The organism is Shewanella sp. ENK2 (assembly GCF_043568515.1).
In the GTDB taxonomy this organism is placed as follows: Bacteria; Pseudomonadota; Gammaproteobacteria; order Enterobacterales; family Shewanellaceae; genus Shewanella; species Shewanella japonica.
In genome coordinates this window covers 1,770,818-1,788,688 of the sequence record NZ_CP171406.1, presented here as the reverse complement: position 1 = coordinate 1,788,688, position 17,871 = coordinate 1,770,818, and the positions used below count along the sequence as shown (strand labels likewise).

Genomic DNA, 17,871 nt, shown 5'->3' with positions numbered 1-17,871 from the left:
ATGCTAGAACTAATAAAAGTCAACCCCAGTAGTGGCGAACCCATTTACCGACAATTGCATGAGCAAATTGTACGGTTAATTGTGGGTGGCCAATTACAAGTGGACCAAGTGTTGCCTTCGGTGAGACAACTTGCTGAGCACCTAGCGGTTAACCCAATGACAGTGTCACGAGCGATTCAACAATTAGTAGAGCAAGGTTGGCTCGAGCGTCGTCGTGGGCAGCCTACTCGAGTCGCGAACAGACAATCTAACGATGACACGTCGGGTCCGCAATTACTTGTCCCCCAAGCACTTGATCTAATCAATCAAGCAAAGCAATTAGGTATCAGCCTTGAGGAGTTGCAAGCGTTAGTGGCAACTCAGTGGAAACAATAATAAAAAAGCCATAACAGCAGTAAGTTAACAAGGAATACGTTAAATGGATATCAGTACTGAGGCAATTTTAGAATTCAACCAAGTCGACAAGTATTTTGACGATAATGTAGTGCTTAAACAGTTAAGTTTTAGCTTGTCAGCTGGCATGGTCGTAGGCTTATTAGGTCAAAATGGTGCGGGTAAATCGACGTTAATGCGTGCTGCATTAGGCATTGTTGATATTGAGTCTGGTAGTATTTCAACTTTAGGCGAGCCTGCTGCATCCCTATCTATTCAAGCGAAAGCTAAAATTGGCTATGTACCTCAGCAACCATTTGGTTATGAAGGTTTTACTATTGCGAGCGCGTTAGAGTTACACAGTAGCTTTTATCCGCAATGGGATAAACGTTTACAAACAGAGTGGCTTGAGCGATTTGGCCTTGACCCTAAACAACAAGTGCAAAAGCTCTCGGTTGGGCAGCGCCAATCATTAGCCTTGATTATGGCAATGGCTTATCGTCCGCAATTGCTTATGCTCGATGAACCAGTAGCGAGTTTAGATCCCATTGTACGTCGTCAATTCATGGGGGATTTATTCGAATTGGCCTTAGAGTCAGGTTCTGCTGTGTTATTTTCATCTCATATCACCTCAGATATAGAGCGTGTGGCAAGTCATGTTGCATTGATTAAACGTGGTGAGTTGGTGCTATTTAAAGAAATTGATGCATTGCGTGAAGAGGTGAGTTTAGTTCAGCTAGGCGAAAACCAAACGCTGCCGCAAGGGGTTAAAGTATTAAACCGTCATCAACAACAGGTGCTGGTGGATAATAAAAATCAGCTTGAAATACCCGGTTCAACTCAAGTTAGCTCCTTAAATTTGGATCAATTATTCATGGAATTACATCGATGAATCATTCCCATGTGAACTCGACAAAACGATCACCTGAATCCATCGGCGTAAAACAGTGCCTTAATGGATTTTATTCATTGTGGTGTCGTGATTTTGGTAGTGTAAGCTTTTTGCTGGTAGCGCTATTGGGGATCGGTCTTGCTGTACTGGCAATCATTAGTAAACCTGAACAAGTTGACGTAGTTAGTATTGCTCTAGGCATGTGTATTTTGTCTATTTCAGTGGCAATTGCCTGGCAGTTCATCAAACTGTCGGCCAATGAGCAAGGCGTGTTAATTCCTGGATATTACCAACGAGTAAAGCAGCAAGCCGCACTCGTGTTTATCGTGATGATGTTAACTTGCATCAGTGTTTTATTGCTTAGCCCGCAGCCAATCAATATTGGTTTTTTGTTAGCTTATCTTAGCGTTGGAATGGGTTTTATTCTTGCGTGTTTGAATCGACCTCAACGCTTTAACTTTTCCGTTTTTGTTTTTGTTTTTCTGCCTATCTTACCTGAGGTAATAGTCTCTTTACCTGTTGAGGTTGGCCACTTCTTAGCGTTATTGCCAGTGGTATTAGGGGCATTAATTTATAGAAAACTGCAACGCTTTAGTTGGAACCTTCATGCCCGCAGTATTTACTTAAATGGGTTAGAAACCGGTTGGATGATCGGCCCTATTGCAGGGCAGAATCGCTGGTTTATAAAATTAACCCAGTTATTGCACCCCGCCAGTTATTTTATTGGTCCTATGCTAGGGATGTTACTGCTGGTATTACCGATATTAAGCATTATCGCTATTTTACTGTCAGCTTATTTTGATGCAGAAGTCCCTGTGATTATGGTGTTATCGCAAATGTTGATTATGGTGTGCAGTTTAATTCACTGGACACGTGTGCATCGTTGGCGCGCAGCTGAAACCTTATTTATGCTACCGACCTTTAGCGGAAAACGTGGATTAGTTGATCAATTTTTTAAATCACAGCTTCATTTATTGGCCATTGTGCTGAGTATCATTACTGTCATCACATTGGTGTCGGCATTATTTAATGCACAGATGACGTTATTGGCAGGCTTACATATCGTCGCCAGTACGATTTGGGCTTCAGGTATGGTATTAGCATTGGGTGCAATGAGCCGCTCAGTATTACAAATTAGTTTAACCATGCTGATTGTGATTGTTCATTCAGTTTGGCTTTCGACCTCGTTAGTGGACTTGCGAGAACAAGGCATGATAACTGCCAGCTATTACTGGGGAGATCTCGGGTTACTGCTGTTAATGGGGCTTTTACTCGTTATCAGCAAACACAAACTATGGAAAAATGGTGTTGCCAGTTTGTAAAATGTAGCGATAATCTGTGAATTGACGCTAATTTAGACTAAAAACTCTTATTTTTCTGTATGGCTTAAAGTAGAATGCCAAAAAGCGGAACACTTGTAAGCTAAAAGGTAATTATTAATGTCTCTCGAACAATTTCATTTAGTCAGACTTCTACAGCAGCAAAGCACAGCATTAGAAGATAACATCGCACTCGAAGGATTTGAGATGGCAGCCCCTTGGAACAAAGTTTCATGGAGCCAATTTGATACTATTACTAATAAAGTGGCACAGCTGTTAATTGATTTCGGTCTGCAAGCCCAAGACAAAGTGGTTATCGTTGCGCAAAACAGCCCACAATGGACATGTGCAGATATTGGCGCACTTAAAGCACGAAACGTAGTTGTACCTGTTTACCCAACAAGCCCAATGGAACAAGCTGTTTTCATCGTTAATGATGCCCGCGCTAAAGTCATTTTTGCAGGTGATGAGAGTCAATACGCAACAGCATGTAAAATCCAAGCACAGTGTCCAACTGTTGAGCATGTTGTGGTGTTTGACAGCAATGTTAAGCTGGCCTCAGATGAGCATTTCCATTTTGACGATATCCTGATTGCAGAGACAACGCCTGCAAGCGAAGCTGAACTTGAGCTGCGTTTATCGCAAACCAATCTTGATGACTTACTCACCCTTATTTATACCTCTGGTACGACTGGCGATCCTAAAGGTGTAATGCTGGATTATCGTAATATTGCCTCGATGATCGAACAACACGATACAGAAATCGCTTTTAAAGCAGGTGATGTCTCATTGGCATTCTTACCACTTAGCCATGTGTTTGAACGTGGTTGGAGTTTTTATGTACTGTGTCGTGGTGGTCATAATGTTTATCTTGCAGATACCAACCGCGTTAAAGAAGCGATTGCTGAAGTTCGCCCACACACTTTATGTGTCGTGCCACGCTTTTTAGAAAAAGTGTATAGCGCTGTGCATGACAAAGTGAACAGTGCACCAGCAATACGTCAAAAACTATTTAACTGGGCTATTGGTGTGGGTTCACGACAGTTTGAAGTCGGCCAAGGTCGCAAGAAAGCCAGCGCCGCATTATCTGTGCAATGGAAGCTGGCCAACAAATTAGTATTCAGCAAATTACAGAATGTATTAGGCGGTCGTCTTAAGTTTATGCCAGTTGGCGGCGCAGCATTAGATGTCAATGTTGGCGGCTTTTTCCACAGTATTGGTGTACCAATCCTTTGCGGATACGGCATGACAGAAACCTGTGCCACTGTTACCTGTAATACCCTTGATAATCGTGTTTCTGGTTCGAATGGTAAACCACTGCACGCCATGGAAGTGAAAATCGGTGCGAATGATGAAATTCTAGTTCGCGGCGAAACAGTGATGCGTGGTTATTACAATCGCCCTGAAGATACTGCTGAAGCATTCGAAGATGGCTGGTTAAAAACCGGTGATGCAGGCATGTTAGATGCTGAAGGTAACTTATACATTACTGACCGTATCAAAGAGTTGATGAAAACCTCAAACGGTAAGTATATTGCGCCGCAACGTGTTGAAGGCAAGGTAAGCTGTTGTCCGTTCATCGAGCAAGTCGCTATTGTTGCAGATGCGCGCAACTATGTGTCTGCCTTGATTGTACCTGCATTTGAGTCATTAGATGCGTGGGCAAAAGAGAAAGGCATTAGCTACGAGTCACCACTTGAGCTTTTACGTCACTCTCATGTGGTTGAGCATTTTGAGCAACGTTTGAAAGAGCTGCAGCATGAACTTGCTGGGTTTGAGAAAATTAAGAAGTTTACTTTATTACCTGAAGCTTTCTCGATGGAGTCGGGTTTAATTACTCCAACGATGAAGCTGCGCCGTAAGAAGATTTACTCTAAGTACATGAATGAAATTGATGCCATGTATGCTAAATAGTATGGGCGCTAAATAAAACATTCGCTGATAAAAGGACGCCTTATGGTGTCCTTTTTTATTGGCTTGAATGACGTTAAAGTATCAAAAGATTCCTTCGAATTTTGTATAAAATGTAGAGTCGTTGATGACTAAAATTGATTATAAAAAACAGCTTAAAAATCTGTATTTACCCTCCAAAAAGCAGGTGGTTAGTGTTGATGTGCCATTGATGCATTATTTAATGGTCGACGGAAAAGGCGAGCCAGGTAGCGTGCTGTATCAGCAAGCAGTTGAAGCGTTATATTCTGTCGCTTACACCATCAAGTTCATGATTAAAAAGGGTGAGACAGGGCTTGATTACGGGGTGTTACCTCTTGAAGGCCTGTGGTGGGCCGATGATATGAGTGATTTTATTAATGACAATAAACACAACTGGCAATGGACTATGATGATCATGCAGCCAGAGCTTGTGGATAAAGAGTTAGTGGTAGAGGCAATAAGCCAAGTAAAGCTGAAAAAGTCATTGGATGCGATTGATTTAGTGCGATATGAATCGTTTAGTGAAGGGCAAAGCGCGCAAATCCTACATGTTGGCCCCTTTTCAGAAGAAGGCCCAACAGTAGCTAAAGTACATGATTATATTGAATCAGCAGGGCATCAGTTGTCAGGGAAACATCATGAGATCTATTTATCAGATATTCGCCGCGCAGCGCCGAGAACTGGAAAACTGTGATTAGACAGCCTTATTCGCTATAGCATGAAAAATAACATGATTTTATAAATGATAATTTAGAAGATTTTACGCCCATTAACCACATATATTCGAATCCCTAATACTTTGTAATAATTGTTAACTATAGGGTTGCCAGTAAAATAGTCACTTCAAAATTCTAAGTGGAAGGACCCATCAGAATGTCGGCAAATGGACAATCATTATTTAAATCAAGTACCCAATCTTTTTATGATAACCAGTTAAGTCTTCGGCTTGAATCTGAAATCGATACCAAAACCCTGTTTGCCAGAATTGATGCAATACAAGGTCTAACTGGAGCTGGTGTGGTGTATATCGACAGTAAATTTAATATTGTCGAATTACGTAAATTTGAAGCGATATGCCAGATTAATCCTATCAAAATCATTTTGCGAGAGCCCCCAGCTCAAATGAACCAATCGTCTTTTGCTGCCCACCTAAAAGGGAGTCAAGGCAATGTTCGAGAGTCTAGGCTGGTATCCGAAGTTGCAGGTACAGTATTAAGTTGTGGCGCAGCGGTTATTGGGTGGACTGTTGTTATTGGGAGTGGGGCTGCGGTTCCATTAACTGGTGGAACTAGTAGTGCGATCACTTATTTAGCAGCAGGTGCCGCAGCTGCCAGCTCTGCTCAATGTCTTAATGGTTTATATAGATCGCTTAATGAAGTAAACAATCCAGAAATGAACGATTATTTAGATTCGCAAGAATGGTATACAAATACAGCGACAGCGATTGATTTAGTCTCTTTAGCTGGTGCAGGAGCAGCATCTGTAGCGACCATTAAAACTATTAAAATGATGAAGTTAAGTACCTCAAAAAACTCCATAGAAATATTGAAAGGGTTATCTAGGCCTGAGCGAAGAAGGTTAAACCAAGAAATTGCTCGACTTAACATTCCTGGGGCTTCAGGACGCCTCATAAAGTCTTTAAGTAGAAAAGGTGTGATTAAAAAATACACAGGGATTCAAATTACAGATGCATTTCGATTGCAGTTAAGAGATGCTGTTGGTGCCTCATTAAGTTTTACTGGAAGTGCGATGTCAGGAACAATTAAAACTTTAGCTGTGGGAATATACGAAGAGGTTATGGACTGATGAAACCAAGTAATGCCCCTAAAAGCGATAATGATATCGTCGGGTTACTACCCCCTACCAAATCGATTTTAGCTTTTCTGTTATCAACAATGTCGATGTTGTTTTCGATTGGAACTCTTAATTATATTATTCTTAGGTTTTATTTGAACTTCTCAATAGAGGGAGAGTTACTTTATCTGCTTGTCACAACAATTATTTTTTGTGGGTTTAATTTTGCCGTTACCAGAGGCTCTTTCTTTGCAGCGACAATGTTCAAGTATTATCTTACAGTTCTATTCATTATCTTTTTACCGTCAGTTTTACTCATGGACTCACAAAAGCAATCAATTCCAATCTATTTTCTAGGCATGGCTTGCTCGCTATTAACTTTTTGGGCCCTAAATAACAAACACTACCAAATTTTTGTCCAGTACCAGTTTGATGCAGTAGAAGATCGCAAAGAAGCCTTAGCCGAGCTGGAAGCCGAGATAAAAGCATCAAAGTTAAAGATGAAATAATTGCTTAAACCATGGATAGCTTAATGAAAAGGAGTGGTTAACTTTCTTGTTTTCTCACTCCATATAATCTCATCACAGTAGTGTCATAAAAGGGCTTTATCCTCAATTCAGTTTGCCTAACTGAACCTGCTACTTTGAAAAAACTTAAACGCTATCAATATGAACGTTATGCTGTGCTTTGCAAAGTCACTTATCGAGATGACTTTTCGCCAGAGAAATTAGGTTTTTCCCGTGAGCATTATCGTGAGATTGCCAATCGCTGGGGTAACGTTTGCGCACGTATTTTGTGGCGTGAAGATAAAAAAGAAGTGCTGGTGGTATTTCGCGGTTCTCAAACCATGAACGAATGGCTGATAAACTGCCAGTGCTGGCCTAAAGCCAAACAGTTTGCTGATACTAAGTATAATGTCCATGCTGGATATGATTATTTATTAGAGCAGAAAACCAATCCGAACCCGCCTCATTACGATCCCAATATCAGTTTGTTTTCTCAACTGCAGATGGTGTTATACCCATTGATTGTAGCGGGTAAAAGAATATCACTGACTGGGCACTCTTCAGGCGGTTCAATGGCGATTTTAGCCGCCGACAGATTAGAGCGTTTGTATCCCAACTCGATTAAGCGCGTGGTGACATTTGGCCAGCCATCACCAGGGTTTAAAAGCTTTCAAAAAGCCTACCTATTGCATCGACGTACTTATCGTATCTGTTGTGATATTGATGTAGTGACATTTTTACCACCATTGCCTGGGATATTCTTTCATGTAGGCAAAATGCTCTGGCTGCACAATGAAAGAATTTATGAAAACACCTCACCGGTAAAACGATTTGTGCTGAGCTTTGTAAGTTGGATAGTGTCACCATTTGCGTTTCATTACATGCATAAGTACATTCGTAATAAAGATTTTTTTGATGATATTTAAGGGTGACTCTGTTGGTGTGGTAGCTTAAGCTATTGCTGGCGAGATAATAACAATAATAAAAGGACTTCCTCTGTGTCAGACACCCAGTTTAGCCTAAACCTTACCCCAAGGTTTTGTGAAACCGATGCCTTAGGGCATATCAATAATACCGTCATTCCAGTGTGGTTTGAGGCCGCACGAGATCCTGTGTTTGATATTGTTAATCCAGGGCAAGATCTATCTAAATGGAACATGATTATTGCGGGATTTAATATTGTATTTAATGCGCCGACTTTTTATGGCACTGACGTGACAGTCAAGACTCACATTAGCCGAGTGGGTAACAGTAGTTTTGAAATTGCACAAAGCTGTTGGCAAAATGGCCGCCAAACTGCAGAAGCGAAAACCACTATGGTGCATTACAACTATCAGACGGAAAAGAGTCAGCCAATGTCGGATGAGGTTAAGGCGCAGCTTGCTGCCTTAACGGGTGAGTGATAACGCAATTGCAGATTTGATTTCTCGTTATCAGGTGTCACTGGTCAATATCGTGGCAACACAAAGCTTGGGCAGTTACAGTGTTGGGTTGTTATAGCTAAAGCAAGTTGAATCAAATTTAAAGAGCCGCATTAACAGTGATGTTATGCGGCTTTTCTTCGCAATTTATTCGGTGACGATTGAAGCTTTACTCGATGATTACTCGATAAGTACCCAATAACTATCTAATAACCACCTAATAACGACCCAATAGCTACTCACTCGGTTCAGCGTGCTGCTTGAGGGCATCTAATAGCTCAGGCGTTAAAGTGGCTTTTTGACCTGTTTTAAAGTTAAACATCACTACGTTAGCCGTTCCCGTTGTTGTCACTGCTTGTTGCGCTTTACTGAAAATACGGTAATGCATGACAAAACGATCTTGTTGAATATCACTGATGCTGACACTGACTAGCAAGGTGTCTGGAAAGGTGACTGGGCGTTTATAGCGAGCATGAGTCTCGCTGAGTACTGGGCCTATGGATGTCTTAGCAAGATCGTCCATCATATTAATTTGGCTGAAAAAATCGATTCTTGCGGTTTCAAAGTAACGAAAATACACCACGTTATTGACATGGTTTAATGCGTCCATTTCGCCCCATGCCACTGGAATTTCAGTGATAATTGAATGCTGCTGAATAAACTGTTCCATTGTATTGGCTGTCCCTTTTAAAGTTAAACGCTTGTTTGATTTTTATTCAGAGTAACAGGCAATGAAGGCTTCAACAAGCTGGGAATATTTTGCTATCAAAAGAGCAATATGTTTTGATGATGTTAAACAATGTTTTGCTATGGAATGCATCGATTGAAATCAATAAATTATCCTCGCCTTATGCAGCTTTTGTATAAACCGGGAATCACATTAGCAAGTTTGCCAAGCGCAATATTGGGCTATCTTAAATCCATCATCAATAAGCTAACAGTGGCGCAAAAGCTGTACTTCATTGCATTTACCCTGATGTTTACCACTGAAGGTGTGACTATGGTGGGAATCATTGCGATGATTGCAATGATGATTGAGTTTTGGCCCTTGTTTTCTAAGACTTGGCATAGCTTGGCAGGGAAAGCCTTTCTGCTGCTGTTTTACGCCATTATTGCCAATTTTTCGTTGGTGTGGGCTGCCTCAGTCGTTAATGAAGTTTCAGGTGTTGATGCGGATCATTTAACTTATACCCACAACTTAGTGATTTTGTTGTATATGCCTGTATGGTTCGTATTGGTGAGTGGTGTCGCCTTAATGCTACTGCAAGCTGTCATCCCAATTTATTTTGTATTGATGCCAGTACTTAACTTGCTTGGCGTTAAATCTATACGTTTTACTAATAGTGAGCATTATCGAAAACGCACGATATTGCTACGAATGATATTGGCGTATGTGGTGTTAGCTAACCTGTATTTATTAAGTGATATTGAAAACACCTTTGAAAGTAGTGATCCCAGAGCAAAAATGATCAAATTGTTAGAAGAGGAAACAGGTGAAAAACCTGAAGATATTGATGCGGGTTTGCAAAAACTGTCAGCCGTTGGTGCGAAAATTGTCGAAGGTAAGGCTGAGGGAGAGGCTAAGGGAGAGGCTGAAACAACTTTAGCTGCTGAGAATAATGACACAGAAAACCTTAGCTCTACTGAGCCAGCACCTGTTTCTGTTCCTGATTCTGTGACTGCAGCTTCTAACGAAGATACTCCTCCAGATATCGCCTCGAGCACTCAAAAGGTGATTGAGGATGCGGTACAACAATCAATTAAACAAGTGCAGCAAAACGAAGTGAAGCGTTTGAGTGTTGGGGCAGATGAAGCGGCTGAGCGACGTTACGATATTATTCGAGAGAGTTATCGCTTGATGGTAAGAATGACGATTGCCAATTTTATTTATTATTTTGAGGGTAATCAATTTTCTCGCTGTGAGTCTCAATTGAATAGTAAAGTGATTGAGTTAAATGACTATGAGATTTTAGAAATAACCCCCACTGACGCAAAAGCTAGTCGTTATGGTTACGAGTTTTTGGTTAAAGCTTGTGTTTCACCCGCATTTCCAGCAAAGAGTTAGCCATGAAAATGTTCAGCACCAGTAATTCGACTATGGTTATTCGCTGGGGCTTTAGTTGCATTCTTGCACTCATAAGTCATTTAGCTTTTGCCAATACGGATATCACAGTGGATCAAAGTTTAAGTGACATCACTAAAGGCAACATTGCAACTGCGATTGTGTTGTCGGATGCGGGCTTAGTGACCTTAGGGGTTGTCAATTTTGATCCCAGTAACATTGTGGATCTGGATAATATCGATACTGGGTCTAAAGAATCCATTCAACGCCGCAAGGAATTAAGCGTTTACTCGATCCCTTGGGAAAGCAATTGGCTTGAGCTATCACCTGATTGGCAAACGGCCAGCTTTGTGAAGTTTTCATTTATTAATTCGAAACAATCTTTACAGCTCTCTGATCAAGCGAACATGACTGAAAAGCTCGATGAAAAAAGTTATCTATTATCTGCTGAGCAGCGCTGGCGGTATGAGTTATCTTCGAATTGGTGGTTGCAGCTTGGCTTAGGTGGTCATTATATTTGGTATCGAAATCATTTTGACTATAGCCCAGCACTTGAGGGACTGCGTCAAGACTTTGATGGTGAGGTATTTAATACTTCTTACGATGCCTGGATGGTAGATCCTACGCTTGAATTACATTATCAAGGCGCGCTTTGGGAAAATAAGTGGCAGTTTATAAGCCGTGTTAATTACGGTTTTGGCAATATCATAAATGCAGACTCACCTGAACAAACAGGTACTCCCCATGTTGGCCGTTTTAGTAATACATTTATTTATCATTACCCACTGCCTGAGGTGATAAGTTATCGCAATGAAATGCGCTTTTTATTTAAGCGAATAGACTTAACCGGTGACGCAGTCGATAGCATGGGGACGAATCATTATTATGAAACGGGTTTAGGTTGGCTCATTGAAACGCCGTCTTTATCATCATGGTTAACTAACATAGGTATTGGTGTGACGGTGAATATTGATAGCGTATTAAGTGGCGGCAGTGTGGTGTTGCTTTTTAATGAAGAGATTTAACCCACTAACGTTATGTTGCAGATAATAAAAAACGACCTTTGGGTCGTTTTTTATTAGGCGTTAAGCGCGTATGCGTTACAACGCTGAATTTGCAGGCTTAGCAATCAATTGGTAAAGCCGAGAAATCGCTAATTTGTGCAAACTTAGCGGTTTTTTGATTGTCAAAACGCACCATTTGGCAAGTATGTAACCCTGCTGCGTCAGCCGCTTTTAACTCTTCAATCACATCAGAGATAAACAAGACTTGTTTAGGACTTAAGCTCACGGTATTGAGAATATTACAGTAAGCTTGTTTATCTAACTTGTTACCCGTACGGGTATCAAAATGACCGCTGAATTTAGGTGTTAAATCTCCCGCATCGCTGTGACTGAATAACATTTTTTGCGCTTCAGCTGAGCCAGAAGAGAAACTGTAAATACGGATATTTGCCGCTTCAATACGTGGAATCGCATCGATAAAATCAGGGTAGATATGACCAGTAAATTCACCACTAGCGTATCCCTGTTTCCAAATTAGCCCTTGAAGGGTCTTAAGTGGTGTCGCTTTACGGTCTTCATCAATCCACTGTGACAGGATTTCTGTAACACGTTCGATAGAGGCGTCTTGTTCTAAAGCAAGATCACGTACGTCACTAATACAGTATTCAACCAATGGGTTATGTTGATTCTTACTCAGAAAATCGCCCATGGCTTTTTTTGAATAAGGGAATAGTACATCGTGAATAAAATCTAGATCAGTCGTGGTGCCAGCTGTATCTACGATAATCGCTCTAATACCCATAGTGTCTACGTACTCCAATCCTTAAATGTGCTTGCTCAAGATCCTAAGCTTTATTAGGTCTGATGGCTAGTCAATTTGTAAGAACAAAGTAGAGGAATACTCAAATCAATGATATTCCACTGTAATTTGCTGCCAATGTTGCTAACTTTAGGTATTATGAATAGATAAAAGCCAAGTTCACACTCAGCAAGCAAAAGGGAGCCGCTATGATTTCAAAATGGGCAAAACGATTTTTTCAGATGGCTGAGCTTGTAGGATCATGGAGTAAAGATCCGTCAACTCAAGTGGGTGCTGTGATCACTAAGCATAATCGTATTGTTTCTGTCGGTTTTAATGGTTATCCCCATGGGATTTCTGACAGCGCTGAAACTGATGATCGTGATATGAAGTTACTCAAGACCTTGCACGCAGAAGAAAATGCGATTTTATTTGCTAAGCGTGATCTTGATGGCTGCGATATTTGGGTGACCCATTTCCCGTGTCCTAATTGTGCTGCAAAGATCATTCAAACAGGGATTACTGGGGTATATTGCCCAGAGCAAAGCCAAGATTTCTTATCTCGCTGGGGCGATAAAATTAAAATTAGCCAAGATATGTTTTTGCAAGCAGGTGTTAAAGTGAATTGGTTACCTGTTGATGCATTAAAAGACGAGTAATCAATTTGGCTTGTAGCGTTTTTAGATGATTAATGCCGACAAATGTCGGCATTTTATTAGGCTTTCAAGCAAGCTCAAGTGTTAATATCTATACTGATTAACAGCCGATATCGGCGCTAATCCCTCCCAATTTTGATTCAACAGCGTAAGCTTTACTATTCGACATCCCAGGCAATATATTGAGTCCAGTTCGTGATTCAACTTGGTCTATCGTGACTTCTTTATTGCAGTAATAATCATTACGCCCACTATTTTGCTCCATGATAAATCCGCTTGCTTTGACGTATCCTGAATGACTAATCGTTGCGACAACTTTAAAGTACCCCGAAGGGATTCGATGGTTTTCGTCGGCTTGAGGCAGCGTACCAAAGTAATATTCATATAATGGACCAGTGACGACATAAACTTGCTTTCCACTTCGGGCTAAGTTGCGAACCGCTGTTTCCAGTCTGACCCATGGGCCTTGGTTTAAATTAGAACTTTGCGGAGTGATATTTGATAAATAATTTGTTTGGCTCCACGAACTGGTATTACTAAAGCTTGCTAGAGGCACTTGATGGCCTCTGTCAGTCTGTAATATTGCATGCGCATCTTTGTAATCACTGGCTTCTAGCGTATAAGCGCTAGCTATATTGGGGTCTGATTTCCAACTGCGTGAGCGACTTGGTCCATCAATACTGTTTGGGGTGACTTTATAAGCTACCCAGTCGGCAAATTTAGTCGTGCGGTTATTACTCATTGTATATATAGCACGATTAATCAGATCGTTATTTGATGCAGCACCACTGGGACAACCGTAGCGACTGCAATTATCAGCCGCGAATGCTGTATGACTAATCAGTAATGCACCAAGTAAGAAAAATATCCTCATTTTTAGTCCTTTTAAAATAGTAGATAAGTTGACGCTAATATTTTGTGCAGATAGGTATGACAAAGGTGTGACGTTTTTAAGAAGGTGAGTGCTAGGGGTTAAGCTGTGAATTTATGAATCGTAAAGTAACTTGTTATTTTACGTGTCTATTTATGGTTAATGGTTAAGCAAAAAATGTATTAGCATCGACTTTTTCATTAGAAAAAAATCAGAAAATTATGACGATTTTATTACTTAGGTCGCATTAATTTTGATTATTTTTAAAACTGTGAACTACCTCCTTAGATATATCTTTTCAAAAAGTATTTACAAATATATATATATGAATGGTTATATATATGGTTCATCATATGTGTTGTGTTCAAAGGGGATTGAGATGAGCAATAAAGTAGATACAGGTAGAAGAGCGTTATTAAAAACCTCGGTGGCAGGTGCTGCACTGTCTGGGATCGGATGTAGTAGTTCGAGTTCAATTGAACCTGTGATGAAGGGAATTGAGCATGAGTTACCAGCTGCTGATACAGTTACAGGTACAGGTCAGTGGGTCGGCACAACCTGCCAAGGCTGTACTTCTTGGTGTGCTAAACAAGTGTACGTAATGGATGGCAGAGCAGTAAAAATACGAGGCAATGTTAATTCAAAAGTACATGGTGAGGCGAGTTGCCCTAGACAGCATTTAAGTCTTCAACAAGTGTATGACCCAGATCGGGTTAAAACACCACTTATGCGAACCAACCCTAAAAAGGGTAAAGAGCATGATCCAATGTTTAAGCCTATTTCGTGGGATAAGGCATTAGATTTACTTGCTGATAAAATCCTTGCTCTAAGAGCTGCAGATGAATCTCATAAATACGCCTTACTTCGTGGACGCTATTCTCATATCAATGAACTGATGTATAAGCATCTTACCCAGATGATTGGTTCACCGAATAATATCTCTCACAGTTCAATTTGTGCAGAAGCCCATAAAATGGGGCCTTACTATCAAGATGGTAACTGGGGCTACAATCAGTACGATGTTGAAAATACCAAATTTATTCTTTCATTTGGTGCTGACCCCATTGCGAGTAATCGTCAAGTTTCATACTACTCAAAGACATGGGGCGCGGCATTAGATAGCGCTAAAGTTGTGGTTGTCGATCCTCGTTTATCAGTATCAGCCAGTAAGGCACATAAGTGGATCCCAATTGAACCAGCTCAAGACAGCGTTTTAGCCTTAGCCATTGCCCATGTTGCCTTGGTTGAAGGTCTGTGGCATAAGCCGTTTGTGGGGGATTTTGCTAATAAGCAAAACCAGTTCATTGCGGGTCAAGACGTTGATGCTGCTGCATTTAATGAGCTACATACTCATGGCGTGGTTGATTGGTGGAACATCAGCTTAAAAGATTACACTCCTGAATGGGCAGAGTCTGTCACTAATATTCCTGCTGATACCATTATCAATATTGCGCGCGATATGGGCAAAGCGGCCCCCGCGGTACAAGTGTGGACATCTCGTGGTGCTGTTATGCACACCCGTGGTACTTACACTTCACTTGCTTGTCATGCATTAAATGGTTTATTTGGTGGTATTGATAATAAAGGCGGTTTATTCCCTGCTAATAAAATCAAGCTGAATAAGAGCTTCCCTGATTCGAAACCTTACCTTGATGCGGTGGCAAAAAAGGGGTTAAGCACCCTAAAATTGACCAGCGTGGCACCTTAGCGTTTCCTGCGCTTAAAAAAGGTAAGCCAGGCGGTGGTGTTGTCACCAGCAATACGCCTAACGGCATGCTAAGTGCTGATCCGTATGACATTAAAGTCATGTTGGCATACTTCAACAACTTTAATTTCTCATCACCTGAAGGCCAGCGTTGGAATGAAGCATTAAGCCAACTCGACTTTATGGCTCATGTGACCACCAATATTTCAGAATTCAGTTGGTTTGCAGACATCATATTACCTGCTAACCATCATATGTTTGAAAAGTGGGGCGTATTGGATTCTATTGGTAATGGTGTCCATCAAGTATCGGTACAGCAACCGTCGATAGATCGTTTATGGAATACCAAAGACGATGAGTCAGAAATCCCTTATTTATTAGCAAAAAAACTGGCTGATAAAGGGTTTGATATGCCTTGGCGTTATATCAACGAGCAGTTACTGGACCCAGAAACGAAGCAGCCTGCAAAAACTGAAAAAGACTTTGGTGAGTTATTGGTGAAATACGTGACGTCACCATTGTGGACTGACGGTGCTGCCAAATATGGTGACAACATGACGTCTTGGAAAGAATTTACCGATAAAGGCGTGTGGAACAGTCATCCTTATGAACTCAAAAGCCGCTGGGGTAAGTTTAAAACCGAAACCCACAAGTTTGAGTTTTACAGTAAAACCCTCGAAAAAGCCCTCAACAAGCATGCAAAAAATCATCACGTGAGTGTTGATGAAGTAATGAAAGCGTGTGACTACCATGCAAGAGGAAAAGAGGTATTTGTACCGCATTACGAAGATCCTTATCGCTTTGGTGACGAGAAACAATATCCATTACTGCTAGTGGATCAAAAATCTCGTTTAAGCAAAGAAGGCCGCTCAGCTAATACACCATGGTTCCATGAATTTAAAGATGTCGACCCTGGGGATATTGCCAACGAAGACACGGCAAAGATTAACCCGATAGATGGTGAAAAGCTCGGCCTTAAAACCGGTGATGCGATTGTGGTTACCAGCCCTGTAGGTGAATTGACATGTACCGTCGCGCTTTGGGAAGGAGTGAGACCTGGCACTGTGGCTAAATGTTTTGGTCAAGGGCATTGGGCTTATGGCCGCCATGCGAGCAAAACATTTAGTAAAGAAGCGAGAGGTGGTTCAAACAACGACATCATCGCAGATAGATATGACAGATTAAGTGGGGCATCTGCTTTCTATGGCCATATTCGCATTAACGTAAAAAAAGCCTGAGGTAAGAGATTATGAGACTCGGAATGGTAATTGACCTACAAAAATGCGTAGGTTGCGGTGGCTGTGATTTAGCCTGTAAAACCGAAAATAACACTGCTGATGGCGTCAAATGGTCGGATCATATTACTAAAACAGAAGGGCGCTTCCCTGATGTGAAGTACAGCTATATTCCAACTATGTGTAATCACTGTACTAATGCTGCCTGTGTTGAAGTGTGTCCAACAGGTGCAATGTATAAAGACAAGCGTGGATTAACGCTGCAAGATAATGATAAATGTATTGGTTGCAGGAAGTGTGAACGTGCTTGTCCATATGGCGTGATTAGCTATAACAAACAAGTACCGCACCGTGATTGGCAAAATGATGAAGCCTTAGTGGCGGGGGCGACAGCTTCTCCACATGGGTTATTGAAGAAGGTGGATATTAAAACCTTCCCGTATATGAATCCTGAGCGTGGTGATACCTATCCTGAAGTTCGCCCAAGAAGAACCACTGAAAAGTGTACCTTGTGTGATCATCGATTAGATAAGGGATTGAGCCCAGCTTGTGTGACGGCATGCCCATCAGGTGCAAGAGTATTTGGAGACTTTGACGACCCAAGTAGTGAGGCGGCATGTTTGATAAAAATGACCCCTTCACAACAATTGAATATTGATGCTGGTACTAAACCGAATGTGTATTACATTCGCAGCTTTAATGTCAAAACCCTGTATTAACGTTACTGTAGAAAAAGAGATGCTAGGTTCGCCAGCATCTCTTTTTCGTATTTTCTGTTATTTATTTTGTCGAACCACAACATAATATTTGAGGTCTATCTTCATTTTTACCGACTAAATTGAGTTTTGCTAACGGGCTCGCAACCAGTGATTTATTGCCATTATAGGTTTCTGATAATACTGTTTTTACCCAAGATGGCAGCTGCGTATTGATAGAATAATAAATCCATTGCCCCTGTCGACGGTTTACCACAAGACCCGCTGTTTTTAGTAGAGCAAGATTACGGGATATTTTAGGCTGTATTTCATCAAGTGCTTCGGTAAATTCACACACACATAGCTCTTTTTCTGCAATTAAGAGCATCACAATTGATAGACGTATTGGGTCTGATAAAGATTTAAAAAGGCCAATGGGTGTTAGCTGAGAAGTCATGGTCTAAACAGGTTGAAAAATTTTGGTCACCTTATGAGTTTTAGGCCATTTAGTCAATTCAAAAATATTGAGCTGATGCGAGTTGTAGTGAGCCTATAGAGCGGCTAAAGACCAACTATAGACCAACTATAACCCAATAAGAGGGAGTACT

At 41.1% G+C, this 17,871-nt stretch carries 19 protein-coding genes; 15 read left to right on the top strand and 4 right to left on the bottom strand.

What is annotated here, in order from left to right:
• From ACGEDC_RS07925 to ACGEDC_RS07885, 9 genes are all read left to right on the top strand, one after another.
• On the top strand, window positions 1–375 hold the full coding sequence (locus tag ACGEDC_RS07925) for a GntR family transcriptional regulator (protein WP_055024132.1): 375 nt from the start codon (window positions 1–3) through the stop codon (window positions 373–375).
• Window positions 376–418: 43 nt separating this feature from the next.
• Window positions 419–1,264, top strand: coding sequence for an ABC transporter ATP-binding protein (locus tag ACGEDC_RS07920; protein WP_394497521.1), 846 nt, complete (start codon window positions 419–421; stop codon window positions 1,262–1,264).
• Window positions 1,261–2,586, top strand: a complete 1,326-nt coding sequence (locus ACGEDC_RS07915; RefSeq protein ID WP_394497519.1) for a hypothetical protein — start codon at window positions 1,261–1,263, stop codon at window positions 2,584–2,586. The genes ACGEDC_RS07920 and ACGEDC_RS07915 overlap by 4 nt, the downstream gene beginning before the upstream one ends.
• A 117-nt stretch (window positions 2,587–2,703) precedes the next feature.
• Window positions 2,704–4,497 (top strand): AMP-dependent synthetase/ligase, encoded by a 1,794-nt coding sequence (locus ACGEDC_RS07910; RefSeq protein ID WP_394497517.1) that lies wholly within the window; start codon window positions 2,704–2,706, stop codon window positions 4,495–4,497.
• A gap of 124 nt (window positions 4,498–4,621) precedes the next feature.
• Complete coding sequence (locus tag ACGEDC_RS07905) at window positions 4,622–5,209, top strand: GyrI-like domain-containing protein (protein ID WP_394497515.1); 588 nt, start codon at window positions 4,622–4,624, stop codon at window positions 5,207–5,209.
• A gap of 179 nt (window positions 5,210–5,388) precedes the next feature.
• Window positions 5,389–6,321 carry a hypothetical protein gene (locus ACGEDC_RS07900; protein WP_394497513.1) on the top strand — a complete coding sequence of 311 codons (933 nt, stop codon included), beginning with the start codon at window positions 5,389–5,391 and terminating at the stop codon, window positions 6,319–6,321.
• Window positions 6,321–6,818, top strand: a complete 498-nt coding sequence (locus ACGEDC_RS07895; protein ID WP_394497511.1) for a hypothetical protein — start codon at window positions 6,321–6,323, stop codon at window positions 6,816–6,818. Before ACGEDC_RS07900 ends, ACGEDC_RS07895 begins: the two co-directional genes overlap by 1 nt.
• 134 nt (window positions 6,819–6,952) lie before the next feature.
• On the top strand, window positions 6,953–7,741 hold the full coding sequence (locus ACGEDC_RS07890) for a lipase family protein (RefSeq protein ID WP_394497509.1): 789 nt from the start codon (window positions 6,953–6,955) through the stop codon (window positions 7,739–7,741).
• A 72-nt stretch (window positions 7,742–7,813) separates the two neighbouring features.
• Entirely contained in the window at window positions 7,814–8,218 is a 405-nt protein-coding gene (locus tag ACGEDC_RS07885; protein ID WP_394497507.1) for an acyl-CoA thioesterase, read from the top strand.
• A gap of 253 nt (window positions 8,219–8,471) precedes the next feature.
• On the opposite strand, the gene ACGEDC_RS07880 is transcribed toward ACGEDC_RS07885, so the two are convergent.
• Window positions 8,472–8,906: an acyl-CoA thioesterase gene (locus ACGEDC_RS07880; RefSeq protein WP_055024138.1), complete on the bottom strand. Its 435-nt coding sequence runs from the start codon at window positions 8,904–8,906 to the stop codon at window positions 8,472–8,474.
• A gap of 153 nt (window positions 8,907–9,059) precedes the next feature.
• Between ACGEDC_RS07880 and ACGEDC_RS07875 the strand changes: the two genes are divergently transcribed.
• Together ACGEDC_RS07875 and ACGEDC_RS07870 are read left to right on the top strand one after the other, a co-directional pair.
• Window positions 9,060–10,301: a hypothetical protein gene (locus tag ACGEDC_RS07875; RefSeq protein WP_394497505.1), complete on the top strand. Its 1,242-nt coding sequence runs from the start codon at window positions 9,060–9,062 to the stop codon at window positions 10,299–10,301.
• 2 nt (window positions 10,302–10,303) lie between these two features.
• Window positions 10,304–11,323 (top strand): Solitary outer membrane autotransporter beta-barrel domain, encoded by a 1,020-nt coding sequence (locus tag ACGEDC_RS07870; RefSeq protein WP_394497503.1) that lies wholly within the window; start codon window positions 10,304–10,306, stop codon window positions 11,321–11,323.
• 97 nt (window positions 11,324–11,420) lie between these two features.
• Here ACGEDC_RS07870 and mtnC read toward each other — a convergent pair whose 3' ends face one another.
• Complete coding sequence (gene mtnC / locus ACGEDC_RS07865) at window positions 11,421–12,104, bottom strand: acireductone synthase (protein ID WP_055024141.1); 684 nt, start codon at window positions 12,102–12,104, stop codon at window positions 11,421–11,423.
• Window positions 12,105–12,310: 206 nt separating this feature from the next.
• Between mtnC and ACGEDC_RS07860 the strand changes: the two genes are divergently transcribed.
• Entirely contained in the window at window positions 12,311–12,760 is a 450-nt protein-coding gene (locus ACGEDC_RS07860; RefSeq protein WP_055024142.1) for a dCMP deaminase family protein, read from the top strand.
• Between the two features lie 97 nt (window positions 12,761–12,857).
• Here the strand turns inward: ACGEDC_RS07860 and ACGEDC_RS07855 are convergent, their stop codons facing one another.
• The gene (locus ACGEDC_RS07855; RefSeq protein ID WP_055024143.1) at window positions 12,858–13,631 is read right to left on the bottom strand and encodes a DNA/RNA non-specific endonuclease; all 774 of its coding nucleotides are present in this window, start codon (window positions 13,629–13,631) and stop codon (window positions 12,858–12,860) included.
• A gap of 376 nt (window positions 13,632–14,007) precedes the next feature.
• Between ACGEDC_RS07855 and ACGEDC_RS07850 the strand changes: the two genes are divergently transcribed.
• The 3 genes from ACGEDC_RS07850 to arrB all read left to right on the top strand — a co-directional run bounded on the left by ACGEDC_RS07850 (window position 14,008) and on the right by arrB (window position 17,287).
• Window positions 14,008–15,336 carry a molybdopterin-dependent oxidoreductase gene (locus ACGEDC_RS07850; RefSeq protein WP_394497499.1) on the top strand — a complete coding sequence of 443 codons (1,329 nt, stop codon included), beginning with the start codon at window positions 14,008–14,010 and terminating at the stop codon, window positions 15,334–15,336.
• Window positions 15,337–15,401: 65 nt separating this feature from the next.
• Complete coding sequence (locus ACGEDC_RS07845; protein WP_394497497.1) at window positions 15,402–16,571, top strand: molybdopterin dinucleotide binding domain-containing protein; 1,170 nt, start codon at window positions 15,402–15,404, stop codon at window positions 16,569–16,571.
• Window positions 16,572–16,582: 11 nt separating this feature from the next.
• Window positions 16,583–17,287: an arsenate respiratory reductase iron-sulfur subunit ArrB gene (gene arrB / locus ACGEDC_RS07840; RefSeq protein WP_394497495.1), complete on the top strand. Its 705-nt coding sequence runs from the start codon at window positions 16,583–16,585 to the stop codon at window positions 17,285–17,287.
• Window positions 17,288–17,348: 61 nt separating this feature from the next.
• On the opposite strand, the gene ACGEDC_RS07835 is transcribed toward arrB, so the two are convergent.
• Window positions 17,349–17,720: a metalloregulator ArsR/SmtB family transcription factor gene (locus tag ACGEDC_RS07835; protein WP_394497493.1), complete on the bottom strand. Its 372-nt coding sequence runs from the start codon at window positions 17,718–17,720 to the stop codon at window positions 17,349–17,351.
• Window positions 17,721–17,871: the final 151 nt, after the last annotated feature.